We start from the raw sequence: 16,423 nt of genomic DNA, 5'->3' as shown, positions 1-16,423 counted from the left end.
GGACAAAGATGGCTAACGATTTGGAATGGAGTGAAAAATATCGCTTAGGGATCGGTAAAATAGATCAGCAACATATACATCTTTTTGAGATAGTTGCTCAGATCGCTAATCTTGATGCACTCACTTCGACCAAAGAGGAACTTAAAGCGATTTTAGTGGAACTGAGCCGTTATATGAATGAACATTTTAACGATGAAGAAGTCTATATGCATCGGATCGGTTTCCCTGAATATGAGCATCATCGAAATCTTCACCGTGAGATTATTGAGTTTGTGAATACGTCGGTGACTAATTCACCGACGTTGGCGATGATTCGAACCAAACTCAAATTTATTATCAAAAAAGCACTTATTGACCATATTGTGACGGAAGATATGAAATATAAACTCTATGCCGCTACCCTCAAAGAGGAACATGAGGACGATTGTACGCTTGAATTGACATAGCCTGCGGATTTGTTTTTTGATCCATTCTAATCTGATAATCTACATAAATAAAACAAAATAAAAGCATTTTTTCGCTATAATCAGCCAATTTTTAGTTACAAGGGAATAGGCATGGCTTTCGATAACGAATCGTTCGAAGAAGAAAATTTTGCTGAGATGTTAGAGGCATCTTTCAAAGAGCAAGAATCTACACGCATTACAGAAGGTGAAGTAGTAGAGATCCAAGAGAGTGATAATCGCGCATTGGTAGGCGTCGGTGAAAAACTCGAAGGGATCCTTTCACTGGATGAAATCCGTGACGCTCAGGGGAATCTTCTTTTTAACGTCGGCGATAAAATTATGGTAATGGTAATGGGTCACTACAATGAGCGCCCAAAAATTTCGTACAAAAAAGTGCTTGAGCAAGAGAAAACGCTCGCATTTATCAACGCACACAAAGACGATTTCGAGTCGGTTGTGATCGAAGCATTGGTTACGAAGAAAAACAAAGGGGGCTACCTCTTGGAAGCGGACGATGTCCATTTCTTCCTCCCTCGTTCACTTGCAGCGTTCAAAGAGACCGATCAAGTCGTCGGTAAAACGATCAAAGCACAAGTGGTTAAAGTGGATCCGGCGGAAGCGTCAATCGTCGTATCTCGCCGTAAGTTATTCAACGATGAGCGTAAACGCAAAAAAGAGGTGATCGATGCATTGATGGAAGAGGATAAAGTTATCCAAGGTACCGTCAAAAAAATCACCAGCTACGGTATGTTTGTTGATGTCGGCGGAATTGACGGGTTGGTTCATTACAATGAAATCAGCTACAAAGGGCCGGTTAATCCATCAAAACTTTACAAAGAGGGTGATGTTGTCAACGTAAAAGCGATCGCGTACGACAAAGACAAACGTCATCTGTCTCTCTCGATCAAAGCGGTACAATCCGATCCGTGGCAAGAGGTTGAAGAGGCGTTGGAAGAGGGTGATACTATCACTGTTACCGTCAGCAACATCGAACCGTACGGTATTTTTGTTGATCTCGGAAATGACATCGAAGGGTTCCTTCACATCTCTGAAATCACATGGGATAAAAATATCAAACACCCTAAAGATTACCTCACTGTCGGTCAAGAGATCGACGTTGAAGTTATCGAAATCAACTCTAAAACACACAAATTGCGTGTGTCATACAAACGTCTTCAACCGAAACCGTTTGAAGAGTTCACCAAAAAATGCAAAGAGGGTGATATCGTTACCGGTACTGTTACCTCTTTGACCGATTTCGGTGCATTCGTCAAAGTCGGCGGAGTAGAGGGATTGTTGCACAATCAAGATCTTTCATGGGACAAAAACGTTAAATGTAAAGATACCCTCAAAGTAGGTGAAGAGATCGAAGTGAAAATTGCGAAAATCAATGGTGATGATGAAAAAATCTCATTGAACCGTAAATCGCTTGAAGAGTCTCCGATCGATCAATTCGCTGCGAATCACAAAATGAACGAAGTGGTAAAAGCAACCGTTCGTGATGTTAAAGATTTCGGTGTATTCGTTTCATTGGAAGGGGGCGTAGATGCTCTTATCCGTAATGAAGACCTTTATCCGTTAATCGCAGAAGAGCTTGAAATCGGTCAAACGATTGAAGCGGCTATTTTGGTTATCGATGCAAAACGTGATCGTATCCGTCTTTCGGTAAAAAAATTAGAGCGTCTTAACGATCAAAAAATGTTAGATGAGATCAATGATAACGATGCGCATAGCCTTGGTGATTTGATTAAAGATCAATTGAAATAAATTCAATGCGACGTGCTGCTTATTGGCTGGTTCCCTTAATAGCCTTTGCGGTAGCAGTGTTTATTGTTTTATTTTTGGTACAAATCAATCCTTCGGCTCCTAGAGTTGATTTGAATGAAAATGCGGCTGAATCTGTTTCGTCTGAAGGTCTTAAAGGACAGTTAGGAAGCTGGATAAGCCATTTTGCCAAAAGCGGAGAAGATGATTATTTTTATCCCGTTAATGAAGTGACGTTGAAACTTGATATGGGAGATAAGAATAACGCGTTAGAGTTATATCGACTCACTATTAAGCCTAAGAGTTCGGACGAGCTTTTAGCGTGCAAAGAAGAGTTGAAAAAAACCGATCTCCCATACGTAATGCAAAATGAAGAGGATACTAAAATCCTTACGGTTGATTCAACAGACCGAGCTCAACTGCAATCTCTTGTAACAAAACTAAAAACCTACCAAATCTCGGCGACGGTGTCGCCATACACAGAGGAAAAATAATGGAAAAATTTAAAATTGTCGTATGTGATCATATCCATGAAGAGGGTTTAAATCTCCTCCGCCGTGATGATCAAGTCGATATGATTTTTGCCGCTGATATGGATAAAACAGCGCTTTTAGATGTAATTAAAGATGCTGATGTAGCGATTACCCGTAGTTCTACCGATGTCGATGATAAATTTATCAATGCGGTAAAAGGGAAAATGAAAGCGATCGTCCGTGCCGGTGTCGGTGTTGATAACGTCGATATTCCGGGATGTTCGAAAGAGGGGATCATCGTTATGAACGTTCCTACCGCCAATACCATTGCTGCGGTTGAACTCACGATGACTCATATGCTTTCATGTATGCGTATGTTCCCGTACTCTCACGACCATTTGAAAAACCAACGTATCTGGAAACGTGAAAAATGGTACGGTTATGAGCTAAAAGGGAAAAAACTCGGTGTCATCGGTTTCGGTAACATCGGGAGCCGTGTCGGTATCCGCTCTAAAGCATTTGAGATGGATGTTATCGCGTATGACCCGTATATCCATCCATCTAAAGCGACCGATGTCGGGGTAAAATACACGACGAATTTCGACGATATTTTATCATGTGACATCATCACGATCCATACTCCGAAAAATAAAGAGACGGTGGGCATGATCGGTGCGGATGAAATCGCAAAAATGAAAGACGGTGTTGTCCTCATCAACTGTGCACGCGGCGGTTTGTACGATGAAGACGCTCTTTATGACGGTCTTAAATCAGGAAAAATCCGTTTCGCGGGTATCGACGTGTTTAACAAAGAACCGGCAACAGATCATAAATTGCTTGAGTTGGATAATATCTGTGTCTCTCCACACTTGGGTGCAAATACGTTTGAATCTCAGCTCGGTATCGCTCTTGAAGCGGCACAACAAGCCATCGAAGCGGCAAAAGGGATCGCTTATCCTCATGCGATGAATTTGCCTATCGATGAGACCAAAATCCCTGCATTTGTTAAACCGTTCTTGGAAATGGGACAAAAAATCGGCTTTTTGGCATCTCAAATCAACAAAGCCCCTATCGTTTCGATCAAAGTCAGCGGACGCGGCGATATTGCCGAGTATGTCACTTCTTTGGCAACGTTCGTAACGGTCGGTGCTCTTGCTGATATTTCAGGGGATACGATCAACTACGTGAATGCTGATTTCGTCGCTTCTGAGCGCGGGATTAAAGTAGAGACCGAATCACTTCCGGGGAGCCCTGTTTATAAAAACCTCGTAACGGTTCGTTTGACAACAGACAAAGACGTTATCGAGATCAGTGCAACGATGTTCGGTGATGATGTTCAACGTATCGTAGACATCAACGGCTTCGGTGTCGACATTGAACCGAAAGGGAATATGATCCTTTTCAAAAATACCGATGTACCGGGTGTTATCGGACAAGTCGGAACGATGCTTGGTGCGCATAACGTCAACATCGCCGATTTCCGTCTCGGACGCAATAAAAGCAGTGAAGCATTGGCGGTTATCATGGTTGATTCAGCCGTTAGCGATAAAACTCTCAAAGAACTCTCTGCCCTTAACGCTTGTATCAGTGTTAGCTACGCTAGAATCTAATTTTCCCCTTAGGGGAAACTGCTTTTATAGTCTTGTTTTAGCCCCCCTAAGTTATAATCATTTACTTTTTTAAAATGTGGAGTATGGATGAGTACGGAAGAGATCGGGGCACTACTAAGCGATAAAAGCAAGCTCCTCTCCGAAATCTATTTCGAACTTCAAGCCGCGTGTGAGGCTAAATACGGTCCCGATACCCTCGTCATCATCGAAGTGGGATCATTCTTCGAGGTTTACGAGGTCAACAACGAAGAGATGAAGATCGGTAAGGCGAAAGATAATTACCTACTTCATAATTTGGCTTCCTGAATATCGCAAAAAGCCCCAAAATAGGCACTTTTGAAGAATCTAATAAATTCAGCAAGGTGCATTAAACTACATAGAATCTCATTAACAACTACATAAAAAGCTACATAAGTCGTACCCCCCATTAGAAACTCAGCAAGAGTTTTTTAAATCCTATTCCAGAATGAATTTTGGCAAGGCATTTTTGTTGGTTCGTATATTTCAATTTTTTTGAAAGTTGAAATTGTATTGATATTTGGTGTTAATGTTATGCAGCATTACTAACTATATTACTTTTTTTAAAGATTTAAGTTATAATATTTTTTCTTCTTGTTAAATGCTTCTTATGGCACTATCGTCTAACTGGTTAAGACATTGGATACTAAAAGGTTTTAATTAATTCCAAAAATGTAGGTTCGAGTCCTAACAGTGCCACCACACAAGGATATCAATGCATCAAACAACATATTTAAACAATTTTTTGAATGAAGTTGGACATAGCGTTCATTGTATGAATACTATTGCAGTTGCTTTGTCTCATCTTGAAGAAGATACTAAAGTTCCTGATAAACTTAATATATCATGGGAATCAAATAATATTGAAAAATCAAGTATAAATTCTAGAAGGTTTGCAATAAAATCATCAATCGTGTATTCCATTGAAAGTTTTTATGAGTATTTAACAAAAGTAAGTAAGGATCCATCTTGGTTAAAGTCTAAAAAAGCTTTTACTGATACTAATGGTAAGCAATTATCTAAGGCAGAAAGAACTGTTAGATTATTAAAAGATATACCAACATTGCAGCAGGAATGGATTATATTGGTAGAACTTTTATGTCATTGGAGAAATAGAGTTGTTCATGCTGGTTCATCTAATGCAAGTATATCAAAGGCTTCACAACAATATTTAAGAAGCAAAGAAAAACAAATATACGATAATTATCACCACTTTAGTGTATCAATTGCATTAGAAAATTTTAATCATAATAAATTTACCTTAAAAGACGTAACGACTTTAATAACAATAGTAATTAAATGTGCTCGTAAAATTGATGAAGAATTTATTTTAGCGATAAAATCCAAGCCATATACCGAAATCATAGATAGCATAGATAACAAAGACTTTGATGTAATAAAAAAGCAAAATGAAAGTGCTAAAAAAATTAGACAATTAGAAAAATGGTTAAGCATTAATTATAATTATTTGAGCAAAGATACTATAAAAAATATTGTTGATACATTAAGTAAATGATAAGCCTTTAGTATGCTCAGAAAAATATTATTTATAAAGAAATTTAATTTCTATCATTGCTAAAATAGCCAATTTAATAATTAATAAATTTGATTTATAGACGTAGTCAATATACGACATAGAATTGATTGCTCCAGTTCCACCACTTCTATATAATAAAAATCCTGGGTTGTTATTATCTATATAAAACCATTTATGATGAGAAGCATTGCGTATAGTGCTGTTGAGTTCTAGAGTAAAAGCTTGAAAAATTGGATCCGTTTGGAGTGGTCCTAATTTACTGTCTTTATTGAGCTCATTATATTTTTTTAAAGTCATAGATTGAAACGTATCATAATTTCTGTTTTGATTAATATTATTTACACATGCAAAAATAGTTAAATGTGTTGTGATGTATTCATATGCATTTCCATAAAACATTTTGACATCATCAAAATTACTAGGGCAAAATATACTTTCTATTCCATCTTCAGGGTGTAATTCAATTTTCGTGTTTAACAACAATCTATTAAACTCACTAAAATTTTTGAAATATTCACTAAATATATCAATATAATTTTTCCAATGCATTGTTTGTAATTCATTCTTGTAATAATTTTTAAAAGCTTTAAAATGATTTGATTTTTGTTTTGCTTTACTAAAATGTTTTTTTATGTCATTAAACAATAGGGTATTTGGAGTGATTAATCTGAGCAAAAAATCATAGATCGTAGAATGTAGAATTGTAGTAAATCTATACATAGATTCAACATTGGAATATTTTTTCAATTCTTCATTCATCAAATCTGATCTACCACTATTGAATAAGGAGTAAGCTTTTTCTATGATTTGCCAATCTTCTAGTAAATTTGAATCTCCTCCTAATCCATCAAAAGCAAATAATCCTGGCATTCCAAATGGACCATCTGCTCTTTTCGCTTTATCAATATTTAAGAAGCCTTTTGAAATACCATGTTTCAACATAGATTGTGTTATAAAGACGGAAGGTATTAAAGTCTTTTCATGTATATACTGTTTCGGATAGACCATTTCAGTATGGAGATTTATTGCAATAAAATCCTCACCTTCTTGAGTGAAAGTGAAATTGATAGGTTTGTTAATACTTGTATTTATAACTCTATTATTTTCTTTTTCTACTTCTATTTCAAATGATATCTTTTGGTGACATTCAGGACATTGAATTGATATGGTTTGAAACTTTTGCATACCCATGCCAATTCTTAAAATGATACCTTGATGACATGTATCGCACCTAAGAGGAAATCTCTTTATCATATCTCACTCCTTTATGATTGAAAGTAATTATACTCATTGCACCTATATCTATTCTCCAAATCTAGACCGATTTTTGGCAAAAATTTCTTGTTATAGATACTATCATAGGAATGACATCTAAATTTTTTCTTTTGATATAATCACATTAAAACAGCTATTAAGTTGAATATATGATTTATAACATTAATTGGAGAGGAAAAGTAATTGCCTTTTTTTCATACTGGACTAATTCTTAAGCCTAATGAGGTTGAGAAAGCTTTACAACTGTTAGAAGGCGAAATATCAATAGCTCCAGATCCTACAAAGCGTTTTTGGGCAAGTTCTGATGGTGTGGCTATGAGTTATCAAACATCATTTGAAACGAGAGAAGATTATATATTTAATATTGACAATATGGTCTTATGTTATGAATTGCAAATTTCTGCAAAGTCATCAGAAGAGGCTTTTAATATTTTATCAATAATAAAAGCTGGTATGTATCTGGGATACCCAGAATTATTACAAGAGCATGGACTTCCATTTCCTATTGAAGTCACTAAAAGCTCAATTAATGTATGCAATACACAACCTTTTTGGAGTCAGTTTATATATGACGATAAGATTGATATTGGTTTATTCACATACAAAGCAGCAAAAGATGACACTCAACGAATATATGCTTTAGAAAAATATAAACTCAGCCTTGAACAAGATAGTATCACTCCTCATTCTGGACATCCAAAATATGGGCAAATATTTGAGAATGAATCTTCAATGCATTCAACTCATGTCAAACAATTAACATCAGTAATTTTGGCATACTCTGTTATAGAAGAGATTGGATGTGAAATTAGAGCAAGTGAAAAAAACCCACGGTTTATTAAAGGAAAATGGAATCCTGAAGTTTGGGATGAAACTATTAACAGACTTGAAAAAAAAGGGATTGCTGTAGATGAAAAGTTTGTTTGGATATTCAGAGGTGATGACACACCAATTCATAAAGAATTTACTGATGATTTTGGGGTATTAGCTAATTATAATGATGAAAATATTGTAAGAGATAGAGAATTACATATCATTGAAGCTATCCAATTTGCTTCATACCTAAGGAATTTTGTTGCAGCACATAGGTTTAATGAAAAGTCAAAATATATTTCTCCATATGATGTTTATAATGTTCAGATGTTGGCTAGAAAGTTATTGATGCAAAGCATGGGAATATGGTCTTATGTAAGGAATAATGCTTAGCAATAAGCTAAAAAATAAATTGAACTACATAAAAAACAGCATAAAAAAAACGATGCTATGTAGCAAATTCACCAAAGATTTTTAAGATTTTTTCGACCAATATCATTGATTTTTCAATGCCTTGTTCTGTGTAATTTAAATAGTCTATATTATTAATAAAAATAATACTTTATGGATTTGAACTACATAAAAATAGAAATTCAGTAAAAAATTTCAATAGGTTGATTCCAGATTACGAAACTATTTCATTTTTGATGCTCAATTTATTAGAAATTATAATTTACAAAAAAATTACCAAAAAATGCATTACTGTAATTAAAAATTATGATAATAATAAGCAAAAAACTGCAAAAAAGGCAAAAATTCGGATCGAGCTACATAAAAAGCTACATAATTTTTTTTTTGATATGAAATTCTGCAATAGTTTTTATATGCTGAGTTTCTATTTTCCGATCCAATGCACATATAAACTTTATGAAATTCGGGAAAGAAAATTGCCTTGCTTAGTTTCTAACCTGTAATATAGACTCCTTTTAGTATAATAAATTTTATAACTTTTGGAATGAAAAAATGGTGTGGAGATTCGATGAATACGGAAGAATTAGGGGCTATACTAAATGACAAAAAGAAGCTTCTTTCCGAAATCTATTTTGAACTTCAAATAGAATGTGAAAAAAAATACGGACCTGATACGGTTGTACTCATCGAAGTAGGGTCATTTTTCGAGGTCTACCAAGTAAATAATGAACATTTAAACGTCGGCAAGGCGAAAGAAGTCGCCGAATTCCTCAACATCCAACTCACCCGTAAAAACAAAACAATCCTCGAAAACTCGATCCAAAACCCTCTCCTTGCAGGGGTTCCGACCGTCTCTATCGAGCGGTATCTCAGCCGTTTGGTGCAGTCAAAAAAATACACCATCGTTCTCGTCCGTCAGCAGGGTGAAGTCCCCCATATCCGCCGCTATATCTCCAATATCATCTCTCCGGGGACGAATTTCGACTACATCGCCGAAGCGAGCGAGAACTATATCGCTTCGCTTCTAATCGATCAAAATAACGGCGTTTACTCCATCGGCTATTCCGCTATCGACGTGGGGACGGGCAAAACACTCATCAACGAAATCCACGGAACCCGCGAGGATAAAACCTATGCCCTCGATGAAGTGTTTACACTGTTGCAGAGCTACCAAACCTCCGAGGTGGTGGTAACGTTTTGTGCGGGAGACATCGACCGAGACGAAGTGAACCGCTATCTGGAGATCAAGAACCATCATCGCACTTCGATGAATGAGAAACGCCTGCGGATCGATTACCAAAACGAACTGTTTGAACGGATTTATCAGATACGCTCCCTCCTCAGCCCTATCGAGTATCTCGATTTGGAGCGGTTCCCTTACGCCTCTGAGTCGCTCTGTATCCTCATAAACGTCATTATCGATCATGATGCGGGAATCATCGAGAAGATGAATCGTCCGACGTTTTTGGGAACCAATCGCTATATGTATCTGGGGAACAACGCGGCGGAGCAGTTGGGGATCATCTCACGCGATTCGGATGAGATGACCCTCCTCAAGCTCATCGATAAAACCTCTACGGCAATGGGAAAACGGCTGTTGCGCGAACGGTTGCTCAATCCGATCTGTGATGTGAAGCTTCTCGAAGAGCGGTACGATTTGATCGACAAAATGGCGGATCATATCGCGCCGTTGGAGACGAAACTCAAAGAGGTGTACGATTTGGAGCGGATACTGCGCCGTTTGAAACTCTCTAAATTGCACCCGTTCGAGCTCTCCTACTTTTATGCGTCGCTCAGTGCGGCAGAGTCACTGTTTGCGGATGCGGATCGGTTAAAAATCAGCTATGATAAAGCCAGTGCGACGGAGTGTATGCAGTGTGCTTCGGAACTGCGTCGAATCTTCAACATCGAAGCGTGTGCGAAGTTCAGACGCGATCAGGTGGATGAGAACCTCTTTAACGAGGGGATTGATCCCTCTATCGATGCGCTCGAAGCGCTCCAAAACAACAACCTCTCGAAACTGAATGCTATCATTGAGCATATCGACACGTTTTTCGAATCGGGGGGATCGTATGCCTCTATCGGTTGGTTGGAGAGCGAGGGGTATCATCTCCTGATGACCCGTAACCGCTACGTGAGCGTCGAAGAGGCGCTGCATAACAGCTTTTTTACCCTTGATGGGACACACCATTTTTTCCGCGATTTTCAGGTACGCAAACTCAAAACGGCGGTCAAACTCTCTTCGACGTTGCTGGATGAACTCTCCATCGAAAATGCGGGGGCGAAATCGCGGATGATCGCGCAGGTCAAAGAGCGTTACCGCGAACAGCTCGAAGTAATCGAGCGGCGCTTCTCCCATGCGATAGAGCATCTGATCTCGTTTCTCGCCGTGGTGGATGTTTCCCTGAGCGGTGCGAAGTGTGCCAAGCAGTACCGTTATGTACGACCGAGTATCGTTCCCTCCCAAAAAGCCTTTATCGAGACGGTGGGATTACGCCATCCTCTCATCGAATCGCGTGAAGAGAACGGTATTTTTGTCCCGAACGATCTTTTTTTAGGTGCAGTCGATCAGCATAGCTATGAGGAACATCCGACGATTGAAAACGGCGAGGATGTCAAAGGGGTACTTCTCTATGGGATCAACTCCAGCGGGAAATCCTCACTCATGAAGAGTATCGGGCTCTCCGTTGTGATGGCGCAGGGGGGCTTTTTCGTTCCGTGTGCCATGATGCGGTTCTCTCCCGTCGATAAACTCCTCACCCGCATCGTCTCCAAAGATAACCTCTACAAAGGGCTCTCTACCTTTGCGGTGGAGATGCTGGAGTTGCGAAACATCTTCAACCGTGCGACGGAGAATACCCTCATCCTCGGAGACGAGATCAGCCACGGTACGGAGACCGAATCGGCTCTCGCCATCGTGGCAAGCGCGATTCTCAAGCTTCGAGAGATCGGCAGTATGTTTATCTTTGCTACCCATCTCCATCAGCTCTCCTCTCTCGCTGAGATTGAGAAAGCTAAAGAGATCGTACTGCTCCATTTGGGGGTCTATTACGATGAAGCGAGCGATCGGCTCGTGTATGATCGAAAACTCAAAAGTGGGAGCGGATCGACACTGTACGGACTGGAATTTGCCAAATCGCTCCACATGGATGAGACCTTTTTGAAAAAGGCGTACGAAATCAGAGGGCGCATCACCGACAAAACCCATGAAGCGTCGATGCTGAAGCGGGAGAAAAAGAGCCGCTACAACAACAAGCTCTTTTTGACCAAATGTGCGTTGTGCGATGAAGCGGTCGATGAAGTGCACCATATCATTCCGCAGGCGAATGCCGATGATGGCGGCTCTATCGGTCATTTTGGGATGAACCATAGATATAACTTGATCCCTCTGTGTTCAAAGCACCATAGGCTGGTGCATGAGGGGAAAATTGCCATCCACGGATTTGTGATGAGCCAAGAGGGGTTGAAGCTTAGTTACACCGAGAGTAGTGAAGCGTAACTTTCCCCATCACGCCATCACTTTTTGCATGGGGCGGGCGTAGGGTTGGATAAGCTGGGCGTAGATTTTCGGCATATCGAGGATCGAGATCATCTCGTTGGCAAAATCTTCGGGATTATCGGGGATAATAACCGCTTTGGTCAGTGAATTTTCATTTTTCAACACGTTACTGTACTGGCTGATCGAACGCAAAGGGATTTCAGGACTGCTGTAGATCGCATCGACGGCAAGTCCGAGATAGACTACCTGTTTTTCGATGACTGCTTTGACGAGAATGATGGTATCGCTCTCTTTATCGTATTTTTTCTCCATTCCGAGCAGTTTGGCTAACGAAATAACGCTCACCATCCGTTTTTCATAGCTGATGACCCCCAGATTGTATTCGCTGGCATGGAGTATCGAGGTAAGCTCTTGATGGGCGAGTGAACAGACGACATTTTTGGATTCGACCGCAAAAAGCGAACCGCCGACGAAAAAGGTGGAGATTTCCGTTGTCTCTTCCGTACCGTTTTGTTTTGGATAGGTATAGAGCCGTTGGGTCGGAGTCTCTTTTTCTACGGCTTGAACTTCACCGATTGGGCGATAGAGGAGGGCGATAATATCGTTATCGTATCCGTCGCTTTGTTTGTATTCGCGATACCCGTTGGAACAGGTCGCACCGACGGCGTAATACAGCCCGTTATAGGGGAGAATCTGCGCATCGCTTTGTCCGGGTGAGAGTTCGAGGATAGCGATCGGAAGCGGGAGTGTCTCTCCAATAGAGATTTCAGCGGTTGTAGAGGAGACTACGGTGCCGTTACGGTCGATAAAGAGGGCAAACATCCCTTGCTCAACAAAATGGTTCTCATCTTTGGGAAGTGTATCGTGCAGCATTGCTTCGAATTGTGATTCGGCGTCAAATACGATTCCGATTCCGCCGACGTTTTCGTTATTTAGGTTACGGATACAGGCATTGTAAATATATGTAGAACGGTTGGCATAATACGGGGTTGGTTCGAACGTTGATACGACGTACTCTTGTGCTGTTTTAAGATCCAGTGTCTCCATTGCCCATGAATACCCCACTTTTTTCCCGAGAATCGCATTTTCCGATTCGTTGGAAACAGCGATAATCGTCCCCTCCCGATCATAGATGAACATACTGTGGTAAACGGTATAGAGGCTATTGATGTATTTCAATATCGAAGTTATTTTTTCTCGATGCTCTTCACTGATCGTAATGTGAGCCAAAGACTCGCGAAACGTTGTTGTCAGTGCCCACCATCGGCAATCGTTTGCCCGCTCGTAAAGGTTACGATCCATGATGTCGATAGCGAGAGAGGATTGAAATTTCAGATCTTCAAGATGTTGAATCATCATGGCTCGATTGAGACCTGCAACGGTATGATCGAAAATTCGTTTGGTCTCTTCGCCTGTTTTGGAAATCTCGCTGAGGAGTGCTTTGGTAAAAGGATTTTCATGCCCGACGGTATTGGCGATTTGAACATTTCCATTCCAGACCGTAATATCGAGTTCACGTTGGATTTTGTTTGCTTTTTCCAAAATATCCTGTAGCTCTTGCGGATAGTAAGCCTGAGCATTGCTCACGGAGTCAAAGAGCTCATTGGTGGCGAATGAGGTACGTGACGATGAACGAAACGCGAGATGAAGCGGTACCATGGCGTGTCCAATCCATCCGGAGCCGTTGTATCCTTGATAGCCTGTTGTTTTGACCGCTTTGAAGAGATATTCGAACCCTGCATAGTAGGTTTGGTGATCGGCGTTGTTACGAGGTGATAAGAACGATCCGACCGGTACATGATGCGCTGAAGATGACGCGATAACCTCACCGTCGGAATCTAGAAGTTCCAGCGCGATATAGGGATTTTCGCGTGTTAATTTTCGAAAAATACTTTGAAGTTCATTTTCGAAACGAAATATAAGACATAGAACCCCCAGCGGCTCTTCACTCTGCGGATCGCAGACACGGAAAGAGTAGATGAGGGAGGGCTTGTGATGATTGAGATCGCTGGAAGAAAAGGTTTCGACATACCCTTCATACGTGTAGAGAGATTCTTGGATGAGAGGATCTTTTGAATAGGTGATCGGATTGGTTTGGTCAAGCTGTATGAGAACTTTTCCTTTGGTATCGAGGAGAATGATGTTTTCGTAAACGCTGTATTTCAAAACGTACTCTTTAAAACGGGCGCTCAGGGTATTTTTTTTATGGATTTTAATTTCGCGCATCTCTTCAGATGCCGACATATCGGTTGACTTTAAAAAGAGAAGATAATCTCGAATATCATCATCGGTAGCAAGGAAGCCAATATCGGCAGTACGCTCAAAAAGGTTTCGGATCAAAATATCGATCGCGGTTTGTGCTTTGGACTCAAGTTCATTGACACTTTTGTTAAACGTTTCTTCGATAAGCCGTTTTAGAGGAACATCGAGCAACTCTTCAAATGCTTTGCGGGTTTCGCTGGTATCCATCCCGATATTGGACATAGATCCTAATAACGTTAATAAGTCCCACTTACTCGATAAGGTACTCATGTTTTTTTCAAAATTTTGAACGTCAGGCATATAGTTGATGAGGTGATTGCGCTGCATTATAGATCCTGTATGTCATAGTGTTTTGATGACAGTATAGGAAGCAATTGAGAGAATGAGCCCTAACTCATGCTTAAAATTTAATCATGAAATAGTACTTTTGAGTAATAACTATTATTTTGCTAAATTATTGATTATATAATAAACATGAAGGGAGAGGATAGCGTTAATTTCTATTTGGATTCAAAGCGAAATTTTTTATCGTCTTCTACTTTTTGCAACCGTACATGAGTCACATGCCCCTCAGGAGAGATACTATACTCACGGCGAGTTTTCGGGTCGATAAAGAGGATTCGGGTATGACCGTTGTAGATACCGTGGTGGGTTATGACGGCATGTAGATCCGCTTCATAGAGTTTATCTAATGTCTCTTGCATGGCTTGAAGCGCTAATTCTGTGGTGTTAATGGTTTCGGTAGCTTCTTGAAGTGCTTCCCGCTCGAGTTTGTATTGTTGAAGGCGAACCAAATCAGCTTTCATAGGGGTTTCACCGTTCTTTTGTCTGATGAGAACACGTGCTTGAATATCTTTTATCCGGCTGTTTTTATCATTAAACAGGCTCTGACGCATCGATAAATTTTTGGTCTCAGTTTGCAGCTGGGTATTTTTCTCTTTGATTTGGGCTTCTAAATCAACAATCTTTTGGTGATAGCGCTCTATAGCATGAGGGTCAATAATAAGGTTATTGCCGTCCCCTTCAATATTTTCGATTGTAATTGATTCGAGCGCGGTGATACGGGCATTGGAATAAAGGGTATCAATGTAAATCTCACGCCCGATGATCTCACCCCCCACCATTTTTTTGATACGGATTACATCCGCTTCGACTTTACCCACTTCTAAAATATTGATATTCGCTTCTTTGGCTTTTAAATCCCCTCGATGGAGATGGACATTGGCGGTTTCGGAGACATTGATTTGCGATTTCTTATGCGTTTGTGCACCGATATTGACTTCGCACGCCTGAATCTTGGCATTTCCTCCGACCGTACCGCTGACATCGAGTTTTTGAACGTCGATATTGACACCCATACCGACAGCGTCTTCACTGGAGACTTTCTTTTTGATTTTGAGGGATACATCTTTATCGATGCCGGTTTCAATTGAACCGGTCTTTTTGAAACTGGCACTTTCGATTTGAAGCTCTTGCGAGATGTAAAATATCCCGTTTTTGCGCTCTACATAGCCGGAAACACTTGCATAGTAACGGACGCTCTCTTCATCTTCTTCAGTGGAAACCGTTTCGGGATCTACTGTAGCGTAGGGGGCAAATTTGATGATTGGTTCGGGAACGGCAATATGCGCTCCCGTGCAGGCTCGTCCGTCACGTCCCGGTTTTGGGAGGATGTATTCGAGGATCAGATCTCCGGGATTGACCCCCTCAATCAGACTTTTACTATCATTAGCCTCTTTGTAGTGGAGAATAATTTTATCATTGATCGGCATTGTCGGCAGAAAAAATTCCCCGATAGAGAGCCGATACGGAGCACTAAGCGGTCCCTCTTTTTGAATTCTTCCGATGAGCCGATTGATCTCGCGATCAACTCCTTGATCGTAAAGCCCGATCATCAGACCATGACGAAGCTGTTTTCGGATAATAGCCTCTTTGATCCACTCTTGTACCCCTTTTTTGAGAGGGATGGTAGAAGTAGGTTCGATAACGGCGATCACTTTGCTTTTTGTTTTATCGGTTGCAATCGTGAACTGTAAATCCAGATAGGGGTGAGGTTTTGCGAGACGGATATGAATTTGGTATTCTTGTTGAAGTAAAAAATGGGGTGAGCGAATCTCATTTTCCGTTGTTTGGGTTAGAAGATCATCCCCTTGGAGGATTTCCCACTCCTCGTCTACACTCCCTTTAAACGATGTCTCATACGAGAGAAGATCGAAATCAAGGCTGTCTATAGGCACCCTTTGGGCTAGTGATGCATTTTTTAAATCTTGCATCACATTGGTAGAGAGGATAGTAGTCGGGATGAACGTGGACAT

11 protein-coding genes and 1 tRNA gene are annotated in these 16,423 nt (G+C 40.4%); 9 read left to right on the top strand and 3 right to left on the bottom strand.

What is annotated here, in order from left to right:
• Positions 1-8 precede the first annotated feature (8 nt).
• From VFW36_RS01170 to VFW36_RS01140, 7 genes are all read left to right on the top strand, one after another.
• Complete coding sequence (locus tag VFW36_RS01170) at positions 9-446, top strand: bacteriohemerythrin (protein ID WP_329656990.1); 438 nt, start codon at positions 9-11, stop codon at positions 444-446.
• Positions 447-557: 111 nt separating this feature from the next.
• Entirely contained in the window at positions 558-2,213 is a 1,656-nt protein-coding gene (locus VFW36_RS01165; RefSeq protein WP_329656989.1) for a 30S ribosomal protein S1, read from the top strand.
• A gap of 5 nt (positions 2,214-2,218) precedes the next feature.
• A complete protein-coding gene (locus tag VFW36_RS01160) occupies positions 2,219-2,704 on the top strand; it encodes a hypothetical protein (RefSeq protein WP_329656988.1) in 486 nt (161 codons plus the stop codon).
• Positions 2,704-4,293 carry a phosphoglycerate dehydrogenase gene (gene serA / locus VFW36_RS01155; protein ID WP_329656987.1) on the top strand — a complete coding sequence of 530 codons (1,590 nt, stop codon included), beginning with the start codon at positions 2,704-2,706 and terminating at the stop codon, positions 4,291-4,293. Before VFW36_RS01160 ends, serA begins: the two co-directional genes overlap by 1 nt.
• An 87-nt stretch (positions 4,294-4,380) precedes the next feature.
• Complete coding sequence (locus tag VFW36_RS01150) at positions 4,381-4,599, top strand: hypothetical protein (protein ID WP_329656986.1); 219 nt, start codon at positions 4,381-4,383, stop codon at positions 4,597-4,599.
• A 324-nt stretch (positions 4,600-4,923) separates the two neighbouring features.
• Positions 4,924-5,013 (top strand) — tRNA-OTHER (locus VFW36_RS01145).
• A 13-nt stretch (positions 5,014-5,026) separates the two neighbouring features.
• A complete protein-coding gene (locus tag VFW36_RS01140) occupies positions 5,027-5,827 on the top strand; it encodes a hypothetical protein (RefSeq protein WP_329656985.1) in 801 nt (266 codons plus the stop codon).
• Positions 5,828-5,854: 27 nt separating this feature from the next.
• Here the strand turns inward: VFW36_RS01140 and VFW36_RS01135 are convergent, their stop codons facing one another.
• A complete protein-coding gene (locus VFW36_RS01135; protein WP_329656984.1) occupies positions 5,855-7,102 on the bottom strand; it encodes a hypothetical protein in 1,248 nt (415 codons plus the stop codon).
• 204 nt (positions 7,103-7,306) lie between these two features.
• On the opposite strand from VFW36_RS01135, the gene VFW36_RS01130 reads away from it, so the two are divergent.
• Both VFW36_RS01130 and VFW36_RS01125 read left to right on the top strand, forming a co-directional pair.
• Entirely contained in the window at positions 7,307-8,329 is a 1,023-nt protein-coding gene (locus VFW36_RS01130; RefSeq protein WP_329656983.1) for a hypothetical protein, read from the top strand.
• 586 nt (positions 8,330-8,915) lie between these two features.
• Positions 8,916-11,846 (top strand): MutS-related protein, encoded by a 2,931-nt coding sequence (locus tag VFW36_RS01125; RefSeq protein WP_329656982.1) that lies wholly within the window; start codon positions 8,916-8,918, stop codon positions 11,844-11,846.
• A gap of 9 nt (positions 11,847-11,855) precedes the next feature.
• Here the strand turns inward: VFW36_RS01125 and VFW36_RS01120 are convergent, their stop codons facing one another.
• Together VFW36_RS01120 and VFW36_RS01115 are read right to left on the bottom strand one after the other, a co-directional pair.
• Positions 11,856-14,435: a chemotaxis protein CheW gene (locus VFW36_RS01120; protein WP_329656981.1), complete on the bottom strand. Its 2,580-nt coding sequence runs from the start codon at positions 14,433-14,435 to the stop codon at positions 11,856-11,858.
• Between the two features lie 173 nt (positions 14,436-14,608).
• Positions 14,609-16,423, bottom strand: coding sequence for a flagellar assembly protein A (locus VFW36_RS01115; protein WP_329656980.1), 1,815 nt, complete (start codon positions 16,421-16,423; stop codon positions 14,609-14,611).

Source organism: Sulfuricurvum sp. (assembly GCF_036279695.1).
Classification (GTDB): domain Bacteria; phylum Campylobacterota; class Campylobacteria; order Campylobacterales; family Sulfurimonadaceae; genus Sulfuricurvum.
Note: the sequence above shows the minus strand (reverse complement) of the source record. Positions and strands in the feature narration are given on the sequence as shown.